The sequence below is a fragment of the uncultured Mailhella sp. genome, from assembly GCF_947631555.1.
In the GTDB taxonomy this organism is placed as follows: Bacteria; Desulfobacterota; Desulfovibrionia; order Desulfovibrionales; family Desulfovibrionaceae; genus Mailhella.
In genome coordinates this window covers 1-22,699 of the sequence record NZ_CANRLT010000021.1, presented here as the reverse complement: position 1 = coordinate 22,699, position 22,699 = coordinate 1, and the positions used below count along the sequence as shown (strand labels likewise).

Below are 22,699 nucleotides of genomic sequence, written 5' to 3'. Positions count from 1 at the left end.
ATATGAAGAAAGGATCCTTGTTTGTCTATGCTGGGCGTCTCGTATTGCTGCTGGTGCTTGTTGGCTGTTTTGCACTGTCCGGCTGTGGGCTCAAAGGCGATCCGATACCGGACAGCAGCAGTGAAGCCTTTGGCTTTGAAGAGCTTTCGGCGGAAATGACCGTGGACGGCGTCCTGACCTTTCAGGGGCAGATCTCGGGTGCGTCCCGAAATCTGGATTATCTGATCCTGGAGATCCAGCCGGTCGACGATGAATTGTGCCTGGGCTGTCCCTTCCTGGCTCAGGAACAGCAACGATTCGATTCCCGGGACATCTGGGCGGATTTGTTCGGGAAGAATTTCAGTTTTGTCTTTGCTCCTGCGTATCCTGCCGGTGCGTACCGCTGGCGGCTGGTGGGGCGCAATGTTTTCGCCGGAATTTCCGAGACTGTGAGCGAGATCCAGGTGGTCGGCAGGGACAAGGTTGATATCAAAGGGGGCCGGTTATGAAACGGTTGCTGCCGGTATGGGGGGGCTTCCTGCTTTTGTTCTGCTGGATTCTCACCCCCGTGAACGCCGCTCATGCCGCCGTCCGCGCTGACTTTCGGGCGGACGTCGTCTCTCAGCAGGGGAAACAAAGCCCGCAGCCCTGCGGAACGGTCAGGGCCAGCGGGCACTATGTCCGTCTGGACGTTCAGCTCGGCAGGGCCGGTGAATTTTCCTTTATTTTGGATGAAGAGGCAAAGCGGCTTTCGGTTCTTTCCCTGGTGCTCAAAGCCTATGTGGACATTCCTGTGTCCGGAGATGCCCGCGACTGGCGAGAGCTTGTCAAAAGTGTTTCGGCGGCGGTGATGCCCCAGAGCATGGGATTGATGTCCGCCGAAGAAGTCGAGCGTGCGCCCCTGAGCCGCGGGAGCTGGAAGGGGTACGCGGCGAACAGGAGCCGCAGTGTCTTTCAGTTCACCCTCATGGGCAGTCAGCGCCGCGTGACGATGGAAGTCTGGGAAAACGAGGCGTTTGCTCCCCTTCCCCTGCGCGTCTTGGTGGACGAGACCAGAGAAACTTACGCCTCCAGCGCCTGGTTGGACAATATTACGGCGGAGCAATCAGGAGATGCCATTTTTCAGATTCCCGATGACTTCACCCGCTACACTTCGGTACTGGATATGGTGCTCTACGCGCTTTCCCTGTTTTGAGCCACTGCCCCGAATACACTGCCGCGAGGCAGTTTGCTGTTTGATACCAGAAAGGCCGTCTCCCGAAGAAGGAGGCGGCCTTTTCATACTGTCCGCAGAGCGGGCGTTTACTTTTTGATTTTGTGTCCGCACCACGGGCAGAAGTTTGCCGCGCCGGCGGGCAGGGGCTTGCCGCATTCGGGGTTCGCGCACACCGTGGGGCAGGGAGCAAGTTCAACGATGAGTTCGCCTTCGCGCACAGGAACCATCTTGCGGGTGGCCTGGTAGTCGGCAGCCTTGAGTACGCGCTTGACCACACCGTCCACCGGGGCGAGGACGGCTTTCTCCTGTTTCATAATGGAGATGTTGAAGATCTCGTCTCCGGCCTTCACAATGCTGCCGGGCTTCACATACACCACCCACAGGTCGCCGTTGGAGGGCGCGGCCACATGGTACTTGTTGTCCGGGTCGGCCATGGGAACTTCACTGTGCTGCAAGTGCGCTTCGGAGACCTTGACTTCGCAGGTCATCACCATGGAGTCATAGTTGTAGCGCACCACCACCGTGCCGCTGTCCGTGACGGGTGTCATGCGCTGTATGGTCATTTTGTGCGGCTTGCCGCTGGAATCCGTGAACTGGAGTTCCTGTCCCAGGCTCAGCCCTTCGAACCACACATGCAGGGGCAGACGGTTGGGGTCGCCGAACCTTTTGACGAATTTCATGGTCTTGACGGCGTCACCGGGGTGGTTCAGGTACATGACCAGCTCTTCGTCGTTCGGCGTCTGTTTGAGGATGCCGGCGCAGGCTTTTGCCTCAGTCTCCACGTTGACGTCCTTGAGGTGGTCAAGGGGGCAGTCTTCCGTCCTGTTGGCGAGGGCGGAGCGGTATTCAGCGCTGCCGAAGGCGCTTTCATACACCCAGTCTGGCGGGAAGCCCAGGGGGAGACGTCCGAATTTGCCGAGGAGCAGATTGCGGAAGGCGTCATTGCAGTCCTGGTAGATCTCCAGCCGCTGATCCCTGAGTGCATCGTCGACTTCTTCTTCAGGGGTGACGGCCGCTTTTTCGGCAATCTTGAGCAGATGTTGCACACCCTTTTCACCGCCGCGCTTGAAGGCGTTGGTCACGGCCAGAAACGCGGTGTTCCAGGTGATCTGGGAACCTGGGGTCACGTCATGATAGCGCACAATTTTGCGGATGGCCGCCAGGAAACGCAGCATATAGGGCAGAAGCTGGATGTAGCCCTGCTTCATGGCGCCTTCCTGAGAGGAGGAAGTCGCGCCGCCGGGCATACAGTGGCGTACGGCCGTATAGTCGGTTCCCTGGAAGTAGGGGGTGCAGTAGCGGTCGTAGTAGGGCATGATCTGCTTGAGCACGAAGTTGGCCTGTTCGATCATGTCCTTGTTGACGAGGGTCTTGAGTCCCAGCTCGTTTTCCATGTAGGCCACAGTCGCCAGGACATCACCCTGTCCGTAGGTACGTACGCTTGCGCCGAGGCCGGTATCTACGATCTGCGCGCCCGCCTTGGCCGCCGCTCCCACAGCAGGAACGAAAAGCCCGTCCGTGGCGTGCCGGTGGTAATGGAGTACCAGCGATGGCCAGCGCTTGCGCAGAGCCGCGACCAGATGGCTGATGAACGAAGGCGGGCAGATGCCGGCCATGTCTTTCAGACCCAGGATGATGAGCCGGGAAGCGTCCTTCTGAGTGCAGCCGGCAAGTTTGCCGACCATGTCAAGGGTTGCAGCAGTGACGTCGAGATAGTGATCCACGTCGAAACCATCGGCCACGGAGATGGACAGTGCCGGCTCAAACACAACGTCCTTGCGCGAGAGCACGACTTCCGCGATGGGACGCATGTTGCGCATGTCGTTGAGGAAGTCGAAGCAGCGGATGATCTGATAGTTGTCGCAGATCATTTCGCCGGTGATGTTCATGAGATTGCGGGGCTGGGGCGTGTAGCCGAGCACGTTGGTCGAGCGAACCAGTATCTGCTTGAGCGTTTTTGGGGCGAAGCGGTTCCATGCCTGCGCTTCGGTGAAGGGATAGGTCATGTTGGCCATCATGGCCACATGGAAGTGGGCGCCGCCGCCGTTCTCCAGAGAGAAGAAGTTGCAGGAATCCAGATACGGCCCGACAAGCGCGTCTTCCGCCAGACGGAAGCGGTTGCCCGTGTTGGACTGCGTCATGTCGCGGGTCGTGGTGTCCGTGAAGTGTACGGCTTTGGAATCGCGCAGGAAGGCGAGGAGTTCGTCCCGCGTATGCGGGTAGGGGCTGGGCGCATAGAGATCAGCCCCGGAGATGCGCGGCAGCACGGGCGAGAATTCGGGCATGCGGGGCGTGTCTGAACTGCGGTATTCTCCGAGCATGACGTAGGGGTTATAGCCCTTGGCCGAGATCTCCGCCACAAGATGGGTCAGGCGTTCGCCTTCGGGAGCCAGATCCTGATAGTCGAAGAGCTCCGGTGTGTTGGCCACGAAGTTAGTGTCGAACTCTGCGGCTCGGAACTGCGGGATGTCGAGGATGTGTCTGTAGAAAGGCAGCGTCGTCTTGATGCCCGAAATGGTGTATTCTTCCAGGGCGCGCTTCATGATGCCCAGGATACGATCCCAGCTGCGCCCGAAAGCGATGAGCAGGGAACCTGCCGAGTCGTAGTTAGAGGGGAAGTCGTAGCCCGCGCAGAGGTTGGAGTCCATGCGGATGCCGGGACCGCCGGGGGAGACGTAGCGGGTGATGCGGCCGCAGTTGGGAGCGAAGTTCTTCTGAGGATCCTCGCAGTTGACGCGTACCTGCATGGCCCAGTTCTGCGGCTCGGTGTTCTCTTCCGTGAACGGCAGTTTCGCACCGAAGGCGATGGCGATCTGTGCCTCCACAAGGTCTATGCTGTAGCGGCTTTCCGTGATGCCGTGCTCTACCTGAAGGCGGGTGTTGACCTCAATCATGTAGGGGGTGCCGTCCGGCGTGACCAGAAATTCCACCGTGGCCAGAGAGTAGTAGTTGACGGCCTTGACCAGCCGGCAGGCGTAGTCCTTGAGCTTTTCACGCAGCTCCTTCGTCATGCGCGGCCAGGGCGAAGGCGTGATCTCAATGAGTTTCTGATGGTTGCGCTGCACGGTACAGTCGCGCTCATCAAAGGCGAAGACGTTGCCGTACATGTCGGCGATGACCTGAATCTCAATGTGGCGCACGTTTTCCAGATAGCGCTCGACAAAGAGGCGGGGGTTGCCGAAAGATGCTTCGGCCATGGTGGAGGCCTTTACAAAGGCGTCTTCCAGTTCGTGCAGGGTGCGGATGACGAAGATGCCTCGCCCGCCGCCGCCGCCTTCGGCCTTGAGCATGACGGGCAGGCCGATATTCTTGATGATCTTGCGCGCGCCTTCAATATCCACGGCGCCATCGGAACCGGGCACGACCGGAATGCCAAGCTGCGTGGCGAGGGTGCGGGCCTGCACCTTGTTGCCCAGGCGGTTCATGGATTCGCAGGTTGAGCCAATGAAGACGATGCCGGACTCGGCGCATTTGCGGGGGAAGCTGTCGTCTTCAGAGGCGAATCCCCAGCCGGGATGTATGCCCACGATGCCGCGGGCCTTGGCCTTGCTGATGATGAGATCAAGGTCGAGGTAGGCTGTGGGGTCAGAGCCCAGAAGCATGAGTTCCTGAGCGGAAGAGGCCGCGGGAGACGTCTTGTCAACATCCGTAGCCGTCATAACGGCGATGCCGTTGAAGCGTTCGCGTATGGCGCGGCAGATACGCCGGGCGGGAATACCGCGGTTGGCTACGAGGATGGGTTTCCCCGCAAGCTCGGCCTGAACCTGTTCCATTGTCTTTGCAGCCATGTTAACTCCGGTTGGAAGGGAGATCCCCGTTCGCAGGGAGCAGGGAACCTCCAAGGAAGCTCTCGGATCCGTGTTCAGTTTTTAAAAGAAGCGCGCCCGAAGGCGTGATGCTTTCGACTATGCCTTCACAAGGAGACCTGGATATGGCGTCGTTTTCCGGGATGGCGTCGGAAAGGACAAAACGACAGCCACGGAAGGCCAGATGCCGCTCTGCAAGGGGCAGCCACCATGTATCAGGGCTTGTCCTTTTTTCATAGCAAGAAAAAAGCGCAGCGGCAAGCTGTAACCAGAATGTGAAAATATTTCCAGTCTGTGGCAAAGAAAGGCTGGGGGCGTCCGAAGTTTCGCGCCATGACGTTTCGCGAAGCGCAAGCGTTCCTGCACAGAAGGCCGCGCCGTCCCGCAGCGCCGTTTCGGGAGGGCAGTTCGCCACGTTTATGCCGATGCCCGCAGTGAGTATGTCTCCTCGTTGTTCCAGAAGAATGCCGCCTACCTTGCGGGCGTCGTTTCTGCGTGGAGTTTTGCCGCGAGGGACGGGCGCAGAAATGTCCATGAGGTCGTTGGGCCATTTGAGTGCCACGGCAAAGCCGAGAGCGTTCAGAGCTGCGGCCAGCAGTGCGCCGATGGCGGGGGCAGCGGCACAAGTCAGGAACGGCCCTTCCAGCGGGAGGCGCAGGGCAGCGTAGAGATTGCCCGGGGGAGAGACCCAGTTTCGGCGCATCTGCCCGCGCCCGGCTGTCTGCCGGAGGGAGAGTACCGAACCCCATTCAGGGAGGCAGTCACGTTCGCCGAGGAATCTCGCCACGTCAAGGGTTGAGGAACAAGCCCCGGTGACGTAGAGTGGAGCGGGCAGGCCCGGCATGGGATGTTCTTCGAGCCAGACCACGCCGTTTTGTTCGCCGGGTGTCCATGCGGACGCACTGGCTTCGGGTGACAGCGGCGAGGCGTCCAGTTCTGGGAGAGTCCACGGCTCTGCGACCACGGTTTCAGAAGAGGACAGCCCCTGATAAAGAAAACGGATAACGGCGGATTCGGACATGATAGAGTGGTTTGTCGTTGGCGGAGCGGTGCGTGATCTCTTGCTGGGAAATTCCGTGAGGGATCTGGATGTTTCTTTTGCGGGTGGTGGTGAGGCTTTTTTACAGGTTTTTCCTCATTATCGCAACACGGGCGGCAGCCCGGAAGTTCTGCTTGCCGGAGGTCTGGAATGTACGGAGCTTCAGGGCAGCCTGGAAGAAGACATGCTGCGCCGCGATCTTACTGTCAATGCTGCGGCCATCGATGCCCGCGGATGCCTGTTCTGCCATCCTCGTTTTCTTGAAGACCTGTGTGCAGGAGTCCTGCGCCTGTCTTCACCCGAAGTCCTGGAGCAGGATCCGCTTCGTGTCTTCCGTGCGGCGCGTTTTGCGGCCATGTTTCCCGATTTTGATCTGGACGGCGAGTCTCTTGAGGCGCTGCGCAGCTTTTGCAACGAGCGCCGAGATCGCCTGGCCGTGCTTCCCCGCGAACGGGTGTGCCAGGAACTCATGAAGGCGATGGCCGCGGCCAGGCCGTCGCGGTTTTTTACGGTGCTTCAGAGTATCGGAGGGCTGCAACCATGGTTTTCCGAAATTGTTCCGGCTCCGAATATTCCAGCGGGGCCACGCCCGTGGCACGATGATTCGCTTTTCGAGCACACGCTGACTGTGATGGATCGCTGCGCCGGAAATCCGCTGACGGTATGGATGGCCCTCTGTCACGACCTGGGCAAAACGGTTACGGAGCCTGCGCTTCTGCCACATCACTACGGTCACGAGCACAGAGGAGTGGAACTCGTACGCGTTCTTGGAGAACGGATCGGTGTCCCGAAGCGTTATCTCCGTGCAGGGATGACTGGCACGGAACTGCACATGAAAGGAGGCATCTACGGTACGCTTCGCGTTGGTACACGCCGCGACCTTTTGGTTAGCCTGGGTAAGGCAGGGCTGTGGCATGAGTTTTGGAAGCTGGCCTGCGCGGACGGCGGCACAGACTGGGAACCAGCTGCCAGGCGTGACTGGATTGTCATGAGCCGTGTCAGGCTCCCGAAAAAGTGGCAGGACAAAGGCGAGCTTTCCGGACAGCACCTGCGACTTCTGCAATGCCATGCACTTGGCAGTTTTCCTGGCGTCAGTGCGGAAAAGCTCAAGGATGCATCGGATCAAAAGGCGAATCGTTCAAAGGAGAGCTAGTCTGAGCCGGCGGCTGTGCGCCGCCTCCGTTTTAAGAGCTGAAGCTATCACCATGCTGCCGTGTGTCAGCCTGGTGTTCGATGCGGTCTGCGTAGGAGAAGGAATATCCGGCCATGCCCATCAGGAACAGGGTCACTGCAAAGCAGGCTCCGAGCAGTCCCTCGAACCCGCCTGACTGGAAGATCATGCCAAAGAGAAGAGGCGCCACGGTCTGCCCCATGCGGAAAATTGTGGAATAAGCCGACATGATGGAACCACGGGTGTCGGGCGAGGAGGCAAGGGACACATGTCCCGCACAGCAGGAGGTGAGCATCCCGCTTCCGGTTCCGATGAGCAGGAGGGCGATAAAAACGTGGAAGGAATTTTCGGCCAAAAACAGGATGACGGTGGCGGCGCTGAGCTGAAGACCGCCCACAAATCCAATCGTGCGGGGCTTGAACCAGCGTATGACCAGGGGAATGAACAACGCACCGAGGAACATGCCGATAGCGTATCCGGAGTATGTGAAGCCCGTCTCTTCAGCTGGAACACCGAGACGCATGGTGAGCAGCAGGGCAAAGTGTGGATAGACGACGCCGAAAATAATGAAGGCTACGGCGATGCGCACCGAGAAGAGCGAAAGTACGCGGAACGAAGTCAGAATTTGCCGGATATGACTGCCATATTTGCGGAAAGTGACGTTTTCCGGCGACCTGTACGCAATGCGGATAGGCAGGCAGAGAAACAGCGCTGTGCCCGCCAGGGCGGTGGAAAAGGCGAAGCCTACACGCCAGCCGGCCCAAGAGGTGAGGCTTGTAACGATGAGCGGGGTTATGGCCACGCTGAAGTACTGGATGCTGGTACAGCGGGCGATGCATTTCAGGCGGGCTTCCCCCTCGAAGAGGTCGCTGGCCAGAGTGTTGCTCAGCGCCTCCAGCGGCGTGAAGGAAAGCCCCTGAAGCATACGGCCGACGAGCAGCCAGGAAAAGCTGGGGGCGTAATAGGAGAACAGGGATCCGAGAATGCAGGTCAGCAGGCACATGATGAGCATGGGTCTGCGGCCAATTCTGTCACAGAGTACGCCGTAGAGCGGGATGATGATGGCACCTGGCAGGGCGAACAGGGAAATGACCAGCCCCATTTCGATGGCCGTGAGCCGAAATTCTTCCATAATAAAAGGAAGGTTCGGCACAACAATGGGGTTGCCCACGGCACAGACGAAGGCCAGAAGGTAGATGAGAAAAAGCTGGGAGCGGCGGCTGGAAAAAGTCATGACGGTCTCGCGGAGAGAATGTCAACTGTCGAATCCCGGGCGGACATCGGAAGAAAGGAACGGAGAGCTTCCATCCCTTATGCGTTCTCGTACGGGCAGCTCAGATGCGTTTGCGTCCTCCGCCCATGCGATAGCGTTCCGTGGATGAGAGTACGGCCTTGCGCAGGCGCAGGGACAGCGGTGTGACCTCCAGCATTTCGTCTTCGCGCATAAAGTTCAGGCAGCGTTCCAGCGGCATGGGGCGGACAGGGGTGAGGATGATGTTCTCGTCCTTGCCCGCGGCGCGGAGGTTGGTAAGTTTTTTCTCCTTGGTGGCATTGACATCAATGTCGTTGTCACGGTTGTGTTCGCCCACGATCATGCCTTCGTAGACGGGGTCGCCAGGTTTCACGAAGAGTGCTCCTCGGGGTTCGAGGTTGTAAAGGGCGTAGGCCACGGCATTGCCGGGGCGGTCGGCGATGAGCGAACCCGTCATACGGGTCAGGAAGTCGCCGCGGTACGGTTCGTAGCCGCTGAAGGTTGAACTCATGATGCCGGTGCCTTTGGTGTCTGTGAGGAACTCGTCGCGGTAGCCGATAAGTCCGCGCGCCGGTACGGAGAAGGTGAGGCGCACCCGCCCCGTGCCATTGTTGATGCAGTTGCTCATGCGGCCCTTGCGGAAGGTGACTTTTTCTGTAACCACGCCCATGTATTCTTCGTCACAGTCTACGGACAGCTCTTCGATGGGCTCGTATTTCTGACCGTCCACTTCCTTGAAGATGACTTCCGGGCGTCCTACGGTAAGTTCAAAACCCTCGCGGCGCATGGTCTCCACCAGAATGGCCATCTGAAATTCACCCCGGCCCTTGACGAGGTAGGCATCGCGATCCTCGGCGTCTTCCACATGGATGGACACGTTGCGCAGGGCTTCCCGGTCAAGTCGTTCGCGGATTTTGCGGGACTGCACGATCTTTCCCTCACGGCCGGCGAGCGGAGAAGTGTTGATGCCGATGCGCATGGCTACCGTGGGATCGTCCACCTTGATGCGCGGCAGGGGCGAAGGGTCGGCTGCGGTGCAGATGGTGTCACCGATGGTCACGTCCTCGATACCGGCCATAACCACAATGTCTCCGGCGTCCACTTCGTTCACGTCGATCATGTTCTTGCCCTGATAGACCTGGAAGCGCGTGGCGCGCAGGGGGCGGGGTACGCCGTCCTCGCCGATGCAGACCAGGGAATCCTTGGTGTGCGCGTGGCCGTTGCGTATGCGCCCCACGGCCAGACGACCGAGATAGTCCGAGTAGTCAAGGTCGGTCACGAGCATGTGGAAGGGTTGCTCAGGGTCGTAGGAAGGTGCAGGGATATACTTAAGAATGGCATCGAAGAGCGGGGAAAGATCCCTGCGCTCGTCGTTCAGGCTGTTCATGGCCACGGCGTCGCGGCCGATGGCGTACAGTACGGGAAATTCAAGCTGCGCTTCGTTGGCGTCGAGGTCGATGAACAGGTCGTAGACTTCGTTAAGCACTTCTTCGGCGCGGGCGTCCTTGCGGTCGATCTTGTTCAGTACCACGATGACGGGCAGGTCGAGTCCGAGGGCCTTGCGCAGCACGAAACGGGTCTGGGGCAGAGGGCCTTCCGAGGCGTCAACCAGAAGAATGACGCCGTCCACCATGGACAGTGCGCGTTCCACCTCGCCGCCGAAGTCGGCGTGTCCGGGCGTGTCAAGGATGTTAATGCGCACACCTTTCCAGGCGACAGCGCAGTTTTTTGCGGAGATAGTGATGCCGCGTTCACGTTCCAGCTCCATGCTGTCCATAAGGCGGTCGTCCACCACCTGATCGGCTCTGAACATGCCGCTCTGTTTGAAAAGACCGTCGACCAGCGTGGTCTTACCGTGGTCGACATGAGCGATGATGGCGATATTGCGTAAGGATTCGTTACGGGCGAGAGGACTCACAGTCAGTTCCTTCCAGATATTATGGATACGTTCGGAAAAATAAGACGTCGCGGTACGGAGCCTCCGGCAGGGAGGACGGAAGAGGCGCGGTCGTTCAATATAAGAAAAACAGGGCGATAATGCAAGCGGACGGGGGCATCTGCGCGTGGGAGAAGGGGTGAGCCGCCTTTTGCCGTCTGTACGCATCATTGACAAAGAAACTGTTAATTCAATAGGATAACGTGTTGTTCAGGACTTGGTATAAGCGCTCTTGCCGGGGGCTTGATTCTTTCGGCGTACGGGTTATAATGCCAAGAGAACTTCGAGCTGGTTCCCCCGTATCTCAGGGAATGGGCAATGTCCGGCATTGACGTATCTTCCGGAGTTTCGGAGCTTCTGCCTTTGGGCTGAATGCCAAGTAGGGCGAAGGAGAGAGTCGTCCTGCTTTTTTCAACGATGGTCTTTTAAAGGCCCTTTCCCCCCCCGTATGCAAGGAAACGGCGTGAATATACAGCAGCATAAGGTGCTTATTGCCAACCGCGGTGAGATAGCGGTTCGCATCCTTCGGGCGTGCAGAAAGCTGGGGCTGGATTTTGTCTGCGTCTACACCGCGGAGGACGTCTGCTCCGGACATGTGGCCCTGGCCAGAGAGCTGGGAGGCGAGAGCGGTCTCTACCGCATCTCTTCCTATCACGATGCCAACGAACTTCTGAGCGTTGCCGATGATGCGGGCGCCACGGCGGTGCATCCCGGCTACGGCTTTTTCGCCGAAGATTTCCGTTTCGCCCGCCGTGTGGAAGAGCGTGGCCGGAAGCTTGTCTTCATCGGCCCTTCCTGGCGTGTCATCCGCGAACTCGGCGACAAGATCAATACCAAGCGTCTGGCGCGAAGCCTCGGTGTGCCCACGGTTCCCGGTTCCGACAGACCCATCTACGACGAGATGGAGGCCGAAAAGGTGGCACGTTCCCTGTTCGACTATCAGTCGCAGCAGGGCATAGCCCGGCCTGTGGTTCTGGTGAAGGCTTCGGCCGGAGGCGGAGGCATGGGTATAGAGGAAGTCCACGACCTCGACCTGTTCCGGCAGGTCTACCGCCGTATACGCAATTATGCTATGCGCCAGTTCAAGGACGATGGTGTGCTTATCGAGCAGCGCATCATGGACTTCAATCATCTGGAAGTGCAGATACTCTCGGACCGCCGCGGGCGTCATCCCGTGCATTTCGGCACACGTAACTGTTCCATCCAATCCACCGGTCGCCAGAAACGGCTGGAAGTGGCACCCGGCTTTGACCCCTCATCCGTCGAGTATCGGTTCGATGCCGCCGCGCTGCTGGACGAGATTGTTCAGCATTCTCTGAAAATGGCCCGCAAGGTAGGCTACGACAGCGTGGGTACTTGGGAATGGGTGGTCACTCGCGACGGACAGCCTTTCCTCATGGAGGTGAACACCCGTATCCAGGTGGAAAACGGCGTGTCTGCTGCCATCAGTCGTGTGAAGGGTCAGCCTGTGGATCTCATCGCCGAGCAGATCCGTACCGCTTTAGGCGAGCCTCTGGGGTACAGTCAGAGCGACATTACCTTCCGCGGTGTGGGCGTGGAATATCGCCTCATTGCCGAAGACCCCGACAGCGGCTTTGCGCCCTGGGTGGGCGACATTGACCGCTTCGACTGGACGGACGCGGAATGGCTCTCCCTGCATACGCATGTTCCTCCGGTAACTGCCGATGCTCCTTACACCATTCCCACGGAATTTGACCCGAATCTGGCTTTGGCCATAGTCTGGGGCAAGGATCTTGAAGAGGCCGGCGCCCGTGGTCTGGATTTTCTTGGGCATCTCCGGCTCGAAGGTCACGATGGCAGGGGCGAACCTCTGCGCTCCAACGTGGAATTTTTGAAGAACAAGACGGGGCAGATGCTCCGATTTTGACCCTCCGGACGCGTCTGGGAAGGGAATCCTATATGTCAGAATTCGCAAAAAGGCTGCATCAGCTCTCCGAACGCCTGAGCTACCTTCGGGATATTTTTCCCGGCAAGCACGAGGAGGAGCTGGCCCTGCTTCAGACCCGTCTCGACGAAGCACAGGCCGCGGCAGAGAACGCTTCCGGGGAAGAGTCCGGAGCCGGACTGGAGGCACTTGAAGACTTGTTCTTCTTTATTGAGTGCAAGCTGGAAGACAAGCTCACTCCGATGGATAAGGTGCGCATTGTGCGCCATCCCCAGCGTATCTGCCTGCGCGACATCCTTGAAAATGTGTATGACAACTACACCGAGATAGGCGGACAGGACGAACACACCATCGATCCGGCCATGCTCATCGCCCGCGCCTATATCACCCGCAAGCGCGGCGGCCAGGTGTACCATCAGCCGGTACTGGTCATCGGGCATGAAAAGGGGCACGGCGAGGAGTTCCGCAACGGCGGATCGGCCAAGCCCTGGGGCAACGCCAAGGCCAAGCATTACATGGGCGTGGCCGAAACCGAAGGCATCCCGATCCACGCCTACGTCTTCACTCCGGGGGGGTATCCGCTGGAGGAATACCCGGGCGCAGCGCAGCAGATCGCTCGCAATATCTATGAAATGGCCGGGCTGACCGTGCCCATCATTGCCGTTTTTTCCGAAGGGGGGTCCGGCGGGGCGGAGGCCGTTTCTCTCGCTGATCGGCGTCTTATGCTCTCCCATGGCTATTATTCGGTTATCTCGCCCGAAGGAGCCGCTGCTATCGAAGGGCGGCTGCGCAATGGAGAGCGTGCTTCTGCGGAGCTTGTGGAGCGCTGTGCCGAAAATCTGCATCTCACGGCCGAGGACAATCTGAAGTTCGGCTATATCGACAAAATCATTCAGGAACCAGTGCTGGGCGCAAGGCCCTACCACTACGAGTTCTTCCGCACACTACGTCAGGAAGTGCTGCGGGCCACGGATGAAGTCGTACTCAGGGCGCGCGGATTCGCGCCCTTGCGTGCAGCCGCACTGCACCGCCTGCACGACCGGGAACTGAATCTGGACGAGTTCTACGTTCGCTGGGATTTGTCCCGGGCCGCCCGCCAGCGCCTTGTGGAAATGCGCCAGAACAAGTTCATCAAGGCTTCCCACAGCGTCTGCAAGAACAACCGTTCCGTTGCCGGACGTCTGGGTGATGCCTGGTCTGAACAGTGGTGGGAGATCTACAACCGGCTTATCTATGACTTCTATCACCGCAACCGCCGCACCATCAGGAATCTGTTCGAAGAACTCGGCTCCGAATGGGATATGTTCAAGATGCGCCTTTTGCGTACATGGAAGCGGCAGGAAGCACAGGAACTGGCTGCCGAAGAGGAGCTGACTTCGCTTTCCGAATGGTCGGAGGACGAGCGTGGCTGGGCCTGGGTCAGCGAAAAGGCAAGGGAAGACCGAGCTGTCACCTGTCCCTATGCCGCGCGGCGTGGCTGCATGGATATGTGGGCCTTCGACCTCTATAACGAATTCGCGGGCGTCTGTTCCTCGTGCGGGCATCACTTTCCCATGGAATACCAATGGGTGATGAACAATTGCTTCGACAAGGACTCCCTCTATGAGTTCAACACCGAAGTCGAGTCTGGCAATCCGCTGCGCTTCCCGGGATTTGACGAAAAGCTCGCTGCGGCCAGAAAAAAGACAGGGTTGAAGAGCGCCTGCATCACCTTTGAGGCGCGACTTGAAGGCATTCAGGTTGTTGTGGCCATTCTGGCCGGTTCGTTTCGAGGTGGATCCGTTGGTGTGGCGGAAGGGGCCAAGTTTGTGGCTGCGGCGGACAGGGCGCGGCGCAAGCGCTGCCCGTTCATTGTTTATTGCCATGGGACGGCCGGCATACGCATTCAGGAAGGTACGCACGGCGTTATCCAGATGCCTCGCTGCACCGTGGCCGTGCGCCGCTACATTGAAGCGGGCGGTCTCTACCTCGTGCTGTACGATACCAAGTCCTATGGCGGCCCGGTGGCCAGTTTTCTGGGCTGTGCCTTCTACCAGTTTGCCATTCGCTCTTCCAGCATTGGCTTTGCCGGGCCGGGCGTTATCAAGAATACCACGGGGATCGATGTGCCGCCGAACCATCACAACTGTTATCATGCGCTGTCCCGCGGGCATATTCAGGGCGTCTGGGATCGCCGTGACGTGCGCGCCAACCTGTGCCAGGCCATCGAGACCATGGGCGGCCGCAACCTTTATTACCGCTAGAGGAAGGGTATGAGAGATATCGCTGAAGTCATGGCGGAACTCAAGGCCGCTCCCTATACGGAAAAGGCGGTCGTGGCTCCGCACACCGGCGTGGTTCAGTTCTCGGACGTGGAGGAAGGAAGCGAAGTCTTCGGCCCCACGGGAGAGTGGCAGGAGATTCCCGGTACGCACATCGCTACCATCACCCGCGAGCGCAACCCCCGGAATATTGTGACGGCGGAACGTGGCATACTCCGAAAGGTCTGCCGTGAGCTTGACGGAACCTTTGTGGAGGCAGGTACGATGCTGGCGCTGGTTCGCCACTATCTCACCCGTCAGGAAGTGATAAGCAGACTTCTCATGGAGAGCCTGTACACTTTTTGCGCCCCGGAACGGGCCAGATACTACTTTGCTCCGGACGTGGACAAGAAGGTCAAAATCCTCGGCTGCCGTACGGTGTCCGTGCAGGAGGGCATGGAGCTGTTCATTGTATCCCGTATGAAGCGGGAAGCGCCCCTTTGCTACGCCGGACCTTCCGGCATCATTTACGAAGTCTGCTTCGACCAGAACAGGAATGTGGATGCGGGAGCGCCGCTTATCGTTGTCTGCCCTCCCGAACAGGAAGAGTCCGTGGAAGACGTCATCTCCCGCGTGGAGCGGGAATGGAGCGATGGGGAGTAGCCGTGGGCAGGATTCTTCAGATCCGCGTGAGTGCCTGGACGTATAATGAAGACGAGGTCGTCAGAGCCTGGCCGCAGCTTGCTGAACTGGTCTGGGCACAGCTCGACCGTTGGGGGCCTGTCGGTCTGAAGCATGGCGTTATCGAGCTTGCGGAATATCTGTCAGACGCCATCCGCTTCAGCGACCTGTCCGATGAGCAGAAGCAGCGTCTTGATCTTTGTGTACAGACGGTGACGACTCGTCTCGCCGAGATGAGGAACGCCCTTGCGAACTGGGATCCCCGCACAGCCAACGCTCTTAGCGAGAAGCTGGAAGACGCTCTCACGGAGTTGGAAGGACAGCTGAACGGCGGAAAGTGAACCGTTTCCGTCGTAAAGTTCAGAAAATACCGACCTGTGGTCTTGGAGAGAGTGATCGGCCTTACCTTTCCCGCTCAGAGTTATGGTGTATCAGCTTTCGCCTGAAGCGAACTACGGAAGGCCATACCCCGGCTTTTTGTCTTTCCCCATATAGTTTTGCTGTGTTGCGCCGTATACTTTGGCGCATGGTTTGAGCTTCTCTAGCGGACCACAGAGGCGCTTCCTGACCACGGCGCACGCCGTGCTCTTGGGGACAGAGCAGACTTCAAGGGGCGTCTGCCGTACCCCTTGTGACACTTCGGCAGCGGGTGTTGTCACCGTTGCCTGCAGTTACAAGATTGATGGAATGGGCAGAAAAAATTATCAGAGAAACGTGCTCGATGCGTGGTGACACGGTACGCCAAAGGGCTTGATTCATGTATGGCCGTCATCCAGGTGTACTGCTGGGCTTTTCAGCTTAATATTTCACGTGATTTGTTCTGAGCGCCTATACCGCTCTCTGATTTTTTCAGGTGTTGCACCGTCTTTAAATCTTCACGATTCGCCCGCTCCGTGAATAGTTCAGCCCGCACAACAGAAGTCCTGCAGACAAACCATTTTTGTAACGATTTGCTCCAAAAAATTTGGAGGTTTGCCAGTCCAGAAAATACCAGAGAGTCTCAGCCTGCAACAACGTATTGGACCTTCTTATTATTTTTCAGAAAAAAGCCCTGATCCATCATGAACCACGGGAAGAATATTTTTCTTTTTTTCTTATTAATTTTTTCCAATTAATCCTGTTTTAAATTGACAGAATTTGTCGTTTGGCTTAATTCGAGAAGAAATTCTTATTAAAGGAGAGTGCTATGGAAGACTATCTGAAACATGCTATAGAACTAGTTAAAGCCCAGGCCTCGGTACGTATCATGCAGGAAGATGAAATGGAGCAGATGATCGCTTCTTTGGCCGGCAAGCTGAAAAAGCTGGACTGCACCGAAGAAGTTGAGGAAGTCTGCGCCGTAGCCGAAGCGCCTGTGCAGGACGCCAAGCGCTCCATCAAGGAAAAAAGCATTGTCTGCCTTGAGTGCGGCAAAACTTTCAAGGTTATCACGAAGAAGCATTTGGCTCTGCATGGGCTTGATGCTGTGTCCTATCGCGAAAAGTGGGGCCTCAAGAAGGGGACCCCGCTTACCTGCAAAGAGCTTCAGCGCGCCCGCCGTCAGAAGATGAAGGATATGAAGCTTTGGGAAAAGCGCGCGCTTGCCCGTAAAGGCATGCCCAAGTAGACAGCCTTGCGGAAAGAACTTTCTTTCCTGCATGTTCACAGGCCGGAATCCTTGGTTGGATTTCGGCCTTTTCTGTCGCCTGTTTTTCGCATCCGCGGATTTCCCTTTTTTCAGGAAGGGAGGCTTGCAGAGATGGTAAGTGCTGCCCTGCGTATTCTCAACCGGAACGAATGTCTGTGAAACCGGCTCCGGCACGGACGGAAAATCACACCTTCCGCAGCGTATCCTTCAGAAAGCAGGAGCAGACTGCCCCAATGGCGGACAGCGGTACAAAAAGGAAAAGAGCCGGAGACAGACCGCCAAAATTGTCCGCCACCCAGCCGAGAATGGGGGAGAAGGCGCCGCCGAGACTGACCGAGATGCCCAGAGTGACGCCCGATGCAAGCCCCATATTTCTTGAGAGGTAACGTTGTCCAAGCACAACGATGGCACTGAAAGGCCCGAAAAAGGCCACAGCCAGCGGAAGAAGGAAAAGCAGAGCAAGCCAGGGGGACGTGATGAGCGGGAAAATCGCGGTCGCGGCCAGGAGGACAAAGGACGAGAAACGGATGACACGGATATAGCCCCAGCGGTCGGCAAGAACCCCGCCCGCCAGATTACTGACAATACACAGTCCGCAGAAGAAGATCAGAACAATGCTTCCCACCTGTTCCGGCTGATGAAAAACGCTGTGCCAGTATAGAGGAACGTAGGTGGTGAAGCTCATGGCAACGCTGGCGCGGGCCAAAATACACCCTGAGAGTATGCCGAAGGCGTGCCAGTCGTTCCAGCCTTCGTCGTCCTGCACGGAACGTTTTGTTTTCTCTCCGGCCGAGACCGGCCATGACAGCATTTTTCCGTAGATGAGGACAGACATGGCGAATCCCCACACGGCGAATACGGCCGTTCCAGGAAGGCCGAAGCCTCCCACCGTCATTCCGCCTGCATGAACGCCCCCCACTGCGAGGAGGATGAACAGAGGCCCAACGATCATGCCCATATTCCCGCCCACGGCAAAAATGCTCATGCCCACCCCTTTCTGACTTCCCGAAACGAGATTGGCATAGCGCGCCCCTTCGGGATGAAACAGAGCACTACCTACACCGCCGAGGACGAGAGCCGTGAAAATGAGCCAGTATTCGCTGAAAAAGCCCGTGACCCCGAAACTGCATCCGGCGATGAGTACCCCCAGAGGAATGAACCAGCGGCAGGCGAACCTGTCTGAGACGAGACCGAGCACGGGCTGAATAAGGGACGAGATCGCGGCGTAGGCAAAGGCCAGCAGACCGCAGCTTTGATAGTCGAAGCCGTGAGCCGTAACAAGATACGGTAGCAGAGCCGGAAGCGCATGTGCGTTCACGTCGCAGGACATATGTCCCAGTGCAAGGAGAAAAATTTTTTTATGATCCATGGCAGAATCTCTGGAGGAAAAATACCGCGCAAAGTCATCGCGGATGCTGGGTTACCGCATTACCTACGCCTTGAAGCCGCGCATGGCAAGGGCGCAGATTCTGAGGAATGGAGTTGTTCAGGAGTGGAATCCCCTTGTGCTATGAAAATTTGCGCTTGTTCTTCAAAAAATTATTTTAAGGGATAACGCCATTGGAGCGGCCCTTAGGCTGTGAGAAGGGCAGAGTCACCCCTCTCCTTCATCTGTTTTGCCGATGAAGACAATCATGCGGGGGGGCGCACATCGTCCGCTCTCGAAACACCGTTTCCAGCTCTTCGAGGATGGCCTGCATAAGACCAGTTATGGAAAAAGGCCGGCCGCTTCCCACATAAAGCGACGATGCGGTTTTCCTGAGTTCCTGCGGAAAAGCCATCAGCGGAACGTTGACGTTGAGTCCGATACCGGCCACCATCCACTGCATCGCATCGTTGTAAAACATGCTCTCCACAAGAATACCGCCGACCTTGCGCCCGTGCAGACAGAGATCATTGGGCGGGACGCGTTCAAGTTCCGGCCCTCCGCACCGTCTCACAGCGGCAGCACAGGCTTTCATGACGAGGAGAGGCAGTCCGGGAAGTTCGCCAGGGGAGATCTCCGGCCGCATAAGCACTGAAAAGCACAGTGATCCTGGCAGATGAACCCATTCGTGTCCCCGGCATCCCCGGCCTTCGTTCTGCCGCCGCGCCACCACCACAAGCCCTGTCTCTGCACCGTTCAGAGCAGCTCCGGTGGCTATCTGATTCGTGGATCCAGTCTCCTTCAGCCAGATCCAGCGCGACTGGCCCAGGCATTCTGTATGCAGTCCGGTATGGATGTTTTCTCCCGCCCAGGGATCGGCGCGGGAGACCATGCGATAGCCGCGATGCGGAACGGATTCGATGATGTTTCCCTCTTCCCGCAGGGTCATGATATGCTTGCTCACGGCGGCCCTGCTGATGCCGAAGGTGGAGGAGAGCTTCTGTCCGGAGACCCAGGCGTCACCGCTGTGGCTGAGGGCGTCGAGGATACGATCTCTTACGGGAATTTCGTGCAGCGGCATATCCATTCTCCAGGCTTGCGGGTGGCTCGCGGCCCACATTTTGCAGGAACATGCGGACGCATGGCCTGTGCGGCTCCTTTTCTGTTCCAGAACATCATGAAATGGGAGCTTTTGTCCATAAATTTTTCAGAGGCATCCTCTCTGAAAAAAAAAACGGCCTGCCCGTGACGAGGCAAAACCGCTTTTTTGCAAGGATAAGGAGTGAGGAAGTCAGCTGCGTTTGCGGAAAACTATACCTCGGGCGCAGACTTCTGCCTCAAGGCCGCCCGAGAAGGCAAAGCTTCGAGGAAAATGCCGCCGGTTCCAGACGGAGTCCATGCGTTCAAGCGTCTCGCACAGTGGCTGTCCGCAGTGCATCCTGCGTACCGCTTCGGCCAGGGCTCTCAGGCGTTCTGCCTTAGTCCAGCGGGAGAGTGTCTTGCCGGGGATGAACAGAGAACCGTCCGTCTGAAGCTCCAGCGCGGGCGCAAGCAGAGTGTCCCAATAGGCTTCATCTCGCCGTGCGTTGCGCCAGAGTCGCCGGATACTGTCGAAAAATGCGGGATTTTCCGCTAAAAACAGGGGAAGGAGTTCGTGACGCATACGGTTGCGCTTCCAAATACAGCTGGCATTGGAGCCGTCTTCCCGCCATGATACCTCCAGGCGTTCGAGCATGGCCGTGAGATTCCTTTTTTCCTGCATGAGCAGTGGGCGCAGAACACGCCGCCCAGGTTCTTCAAGCCTTGCGCGCATACCGCCCACACCGGGCCAGACAGCACCGCGTGCCAGACGCAGCAGCACGTCTTCAGCAAGGTCTCCCACATGATGCGCGGTGAGCGTCCAGTCTGCTCCGGAGGAAATCCGCGCTTCTTCGAGAAAGGCATAGCGGGCGCGGCGGCCGGCCTCTTCCACGCCGCACGAGTACTCCTGCGCCAGATGCGCAACGTCCGCCCGACCGCCGTGAAAAGGCACCCCCAGATCTCTGCACAAGACTGCCGCTGCAAGGGCGTCTTCAGCACTTTCAGGCCGTAGGCCGTGGTCGAGGTGCGCCGCTTCCACATGGCAGCCCAGGAGTGGCCGCAGGGCGCACAGAATGATCAGAAGCGCCGTAGAATCCGCCCCGCCGGACAAAGCCACAAGCAGTCGTCCCCGCAGCGGCGCCTTCAGTTCCTCTTCGGCAAAGCGCGCTATGGACAAGGCCATGCGGGCATCACAGGGGGCGAGATCTTTTAAGGAAAGATCGGGGGCAAGCTTCATGCCGCGTATTCCCCGGTGTTCACAGGTCGTGCCGCATGAAACGGTATTCGGCCAGCTTTTCGTATGAGGTCCCGGGCTTGCCGTAGTTGCAGAAAGGATAGATGGAAATACCGCCGCGCGGCGTGAAGATTCCGGTCACTTCGATGTAGCGGGGAGCCATGAGTGCGATGAGATCCTTCATGATGATGTTCACGCAGTCTTCATGAAAATTTCCATGGTTGCGGAAGCTGAACAGATACAGCTTGAGACTTTTGCTCTCCACCATGCGGGTGTCAGGAATGTATTCGATGCGGATCTCGGCAAAGTCAGGCTGTCCTGTGACGGGACAAAGGCTGGTAAATTCCGGGCAGTTGAACCGTACCCAGTAGTCGTGTTCCGGGTGTTTGTTTTCAAAAGTTTCCAGCACATCGGGGGCATAGTCCTGCCGGAACTCTGTCTTCCTTCCCAGAAGGGAAAGCTCGCCGCTTCTGTCATTCATGGGCACAACTCCGTGGAATGAGGGGCTGCCGGAAAAGGTTCGAGCCGGCAGGAAGAAAGGTTCAGGCTTTGCCGCGCTGAGCCAGGTACTTTTCCAGACCTTTCCGGCGCAGCTTGCAGGCCGGGCAGCGTCCGCAGCCGTCTCCGGGGATGCCGTTGTAGCAGGTCAGGGTTTTCTCGCGTACAAGGTCGAAGACACCCAGTCTGTCGGCCAGTTCCCACGTTTGTGCCTTGTCCAGCCACATGAGCGGTGTGTGGATGACGAATTGTTCATCCAGCGCCAGATTGAGGGTGACGTTCAGCGATCGGATAAACGTGTCACGGCAGTCGGGATAGCCGGAAAAGTCCGTCTGTGATACTCCTGTAACAAGGTTGCGGATACCGTGTTCGCGGGCGTACACTGCCGCAGCGCTGAGGAAGAACAGATTGCGGCCCGGCACAAAGGTGCTGGGATAGCCTTCCGCCGTTTTCTCCTCGTCAGCAGAATCTACAGGGAGCGCGGGATCCGTCAGGGAACTGCGGCCCAGGCGGCTGATAAAACTCACATCCTGAAGCTCAAACGGGATGCCGGCTCCAGTTGCGATGTCATGGGCCCGTTCCACTTCCAGACGGTGCTTCTGACCATAGAAAAACGTCAGCGCCCGAACTTCGGAAAAATGTTGTTTTGCCCAGAAAAGGCAGGTGGTGGAATCCTGTCCTCCGCTGAAGATAACGAGAGCCTTTTCCATGTCCCTAGATCTCCCGTATTCTGAGAATGTTGTAGGAAATATGCTCATCGTACACGTCGGCACCCTCCACGCGCTTGACGTATTCCACCACTCGGACGGTCACAGGCAGGATCAGAATCTCGTACAGGGTCTTGAGCGTGACCTGTCCCAGCATCATGGTGAGCATGGCGACCGGAGGCATGGTTCCGCCGAAAGCCAGCGGGAAGAAAATGAGGGAATCCACCCCTTCGCCAAGTACCGTGGACAGAATGGCGCGTGCGGAAAAATGCCTGCCCCTGGACGCCACCTTCATCCGGCTCATGACGTAGGCGTTCATGAACGAACCCGCCAGGAACGCCGTGAAGCTGGCAAAGGCGAGGCGCGGGGCCAGTCCGAAGACGTAGTGAAAATGCTCCGCGCCGTCCCAGAAGGGGGCAGAGGGTAAAGCCAGAGCGATCTGACTGACCACGACCATCAGAAAATTCATGGCGAAGCCCAGCCAGATGATGAGCCGCGCACGGCGGTAGCCCCAGATTTCGGAAATGCAGTCGTTGATGATGTAGGAAAGGGGGAAGATGATCACCGCCGCAGGAAGGGCGATGGGGCCGAACTGGAAAAGTTTGACGGCCATGAGGTTGGAGAGCATGAGGCAGGTGCAGAACAGCAACCCGAGCAGCATGAACACTGGAGAGACGGCGAAATTCTTCATGTCTTGTTTTTTACGTGGTTTTCAAGCACACGGATAAAGGATGGACTGTGGGGCCGAATACGAAAAACGCTTCTTCGTGCAAGGTGCTTCAAGTATGCCCGAAACGCCACGCCCTGGCAAATGCTTTCTCACGCAGCGGACGGACGCCATGGAAGTTTTAACATTTTTGCAAGACAGGGGCTGTGGCACAGTCTGAGACACTGACTTTTATAATGACAAATGTTTGAGATTATGCTATCCTTCAAAAAAAAACGGAGGGTACCGAGATGC

18 protein-coding genes are annotated in these 22,699 nt (G+C 57.8%); 8 read left to right on the top strand and 10 right to left on the bottom strand.

What is annotated here, in order from left to right; genetic code table 11:
- Nucleotides 1-2 precede the first annotated feature (2 nt).
- Both Q0Z94_RS04710 and Q0Z94_RS04705 read left to right on the top strand, forming a co-directional pair.
- On the top strand, nt 3-488 hold the full coding sequence (locus Q0Z94_RS04710; RefSeq protein WP_298067868.1) for a lipoprotein: 486 nt from the start codon (nt 3-5) through the stop codon (nt 486-488).
- Entirely contained in the window at nt 485-1,174 is a 690-nt protein-coding gene (locus Q0Z94_RS04705; RefSeq protein WP_298067867.1) for a hypothetical protein, read from the top strand. The genes Q0Z94_RS04710 and Q0Z94_RS04705 overlap by 4 nt, the downstream gene beginning before the upstream one ends.
- Nucleotides 1,175-1,281: 107 nt before the next feature.
- Here Q0Z94_RS04705 and Q0Z94_RS04700 read toward each other — a convergent pair whose 3' ends face one another.
- Together Q0Z94_RS04700 and Q0Z94_RS04695 are read right to left on the bottom strand one after the other, a co-directional pair.
- Nucleotides 1,282-4,983, bottom strand: a complete 3,702-nt coding sequence (locus Q0Z94_RS04700) for a pyruvate carboxylase (protein ID WP_298067866.1) — start codon at nt 4,981-4,983, stop codon at nt 1,282-1,284.
- 1 nt (nt 4,984) lies between these two features.
- On the bottom strand, nt 4,985-6,022 hold the full coding sequence (locus tag Q0Z94_RS04695) for a biotin--acetyl-CoA-carboxylase ligase (RefSeq protein ID WP_298067865.1): 1,038 nt from the start codon (nt 6,020-6,022) through the stop codon (nt 4,985-4,987).
- On the opposite strand from Q0Z94_RS04695, the gene Q0Z94_RS04690 reads away from it, so the two are divergent.
- Nucleotides 6,021-7,193 (top strand): polynucleotide adenylyltransferase, encoded by a 1,173-nt coding sequence (locus Q0Z94_RS04690; RefSeq protein WP_298067864.1) that lies wholly within the window; start codon nt 6,021-6,023, stop codon nt 7,191-7,193. The genes Q0Z94_RS04695 and Q0Z94_RS04690 overlap by 2 nt on opposite strands.
- A 31-nt stretch (nt 7,194-7,224) precedes the next feature.
- Here the strand turns inward: Q0Z94_RS04690 and Q0Z94_RS04685 are convergent, their stop codons facing one another.
- The gene (locus Q0Z94_RS04685; RefSeq protein WP_298067863.1) at nt 7,225-8,445 is read right to left on the bottom strand and encodes an MFS transporter; all 1,221 of its coding nucleotides are present in this window, start codon (nt 8,443-8,445) and stop codon (nt 7,225-7,227) included.
- Nucleotides 8,446-8,545: 100 nt separating this feature from the next.
- Nucleotides 8,546-10,381 (bottom strand): translational GTPase TypA, encoded by a 1,836-nt coding sequence (gene typA, locus Q0Z94_RS04680; RefSeq protein WP_298067862.1) that lies wholly within the window; start codon nt 10,379-10,381, stop codon nt 8,546-8,548.
- A gap of 481 nt (nt 10,382-10,862) precedes the next feature.
- On the opposite strand from typA, the gene Q0Z94_RS04675 reads away from it, so the two are divergent.
- The 5 genes from Q0Z94_RS04675 (at nt 10,863) to Q0Z94_RS04655 (ending at nt 16,832) form a co-directional block, all read left to right on the top strand.
- Complete coding sequence (locus Q0Z94_RS04675) at nt 10,863-12,287, top strand: biotin carboxylase N-terminal domain-containing protein (protein ID WP_298067861.1); 1,425 nt, start codon at nt 10,863-10,865, stop codon at nt 12,285-12,287.
- A gap of 32 nt (nt 12,288-12,319) precedes the next feature.
- Nucleotides 12,320-14,548 (top strand): acetyl-CoA carboxylase carboxyl transferase subunit alpha/beta, encoded by a 2,229-nt coding sequence (locus Q0Z94_RS04670; protein WP_298067860.1) that lies wholly within the window; start codon nt 12,320-12,322, stop codon nt 14,546-14,548.
- A 9-nt stretch (nt 14,549-14,557) separates the two neighbouring features.
- Complete coding sequence (locus tag Q0Z94_RS04665) at nt 14,558-15,208, top strand: biotin attachment protein (RefSeq protein ID WP_298067859.1); 651 nt, start codon at nt 14,558-14,560, stop codon at nt 15,206-15,208.
- A complete protein-coding gene (locus tag Q0Z94_RS04660; RefSeq protein WP_298067879.1) occupies nt 15,190-15,567 on the top strand; it encodes a hypothetical protein in 378 nt (125 codons plus the stop codon). Before Q0Z94_RS04665 ends, Q0Z94_RS04660 begins: the two co-directional genes overlap by 19 nt.
- Nucleotides 15,568-16,412: 845 nt before the next feature.
- Nucleotides 16,413-16,832, top strand: a complete 420-nt coding sequence (locus Q0Z94_RS04655; RefSeq protein ID WP_298067858.1) for a MucR family transcriptional regulator — start codon at nt 16,413-16,415, stop codon at nt 16,830-16,832.
- Nucleotides 16,833-17,037: 205 nt separating this feature from the next.
- On the opposite strand, the gene Q0Z94_RS04650 is transcribed toward Q0Z94_RS04655, so the two are convergent.
- The 6 genes from Q0Z94_RS04650 to Q0Z94_RS04625 all read right to left on the bottom strand — a co-directional run bounded on the left by Q0Z94_RS04650 (nt 17,038) and on the right by Q0Z94_RS04625 (nt 22,429).
- Nucleotides 17,038-18,222: an MFS transporter gene (locus Q0Z94_RS04650; protein ID WP_298067857.1), complete on the bottom strand. Its 1,185-nt coding sequence runs from the start codon at nt 18,220-18,222 to the stop codon at nt 17,038-17,040.
- Nucleotides 18,223-18,460: 238 nt separating this feature from the next.
- Nucleotides 18,461-19,300 (bottom strand): biotin--[acetyl-CoA-carboxylase] ligase, encoded by an 840-nt coding sequence (locus Q0Z94_RS04645; protein ID WP_298067856.1) that lies wholly within the window; start codon nt 19,298-19,300, stop codon nt 18,461-18,463.
- 210 nt (nt 19,301-19,510) lie between these two features.
- The gene (gene tilS / locus Q0Z94_RS04640; protein WP_298067855.1) at nt 19,511-20,536 is read right to left on the bottom strand and encodes a tRNA lysidine(34) synthetase TilS; all 1,026 of its coding nucleotides are present in this window, start codon (nt 20,534-20,536) and stop codon (nt 19,511-19,513) included.
- A gap of 19 nt (nt 20,537-20,555) precedes the next feature.
- Complete coding sequence (gene queF / locus Q0Z94_RS04635) at nt 20,556-21,014, bottom strand: preQ(1) synthase (protein WP_298067854.1); 459 nt, start codon at nt 21,012-21,014, stop codon at nt 20,556-20,558.
- A 61-nt stretch (nt 21,015-21,075) separates the two neighbouring features.
- Nucleotides 21,076-21,741 (bottom strand): 7-cyano-7-deazaguanine synthase QueC, encoded by a 666-nt coding sequence (queC, locus tag Q0Z94_RS04630; RefSeq protein ID WP_298067853.1) that lies wholly within the window; start codon nt 21,739-21,741, stop codon nt 21,076-21,078.
- Nucleotides 21,742-21,745: 4 nt separating this feature from the next.
- Entirely contained in the window at nt 21,746-22,429 is a 684-nt protein-coding gene (locus Q0Z94_RS04625; protein ID WP_298067852.1) for a queuosine precursor transporter, read from the bottom strand.
- Nucleotides 22,430-22,699 lie beyond the last annotated feature (270 nt).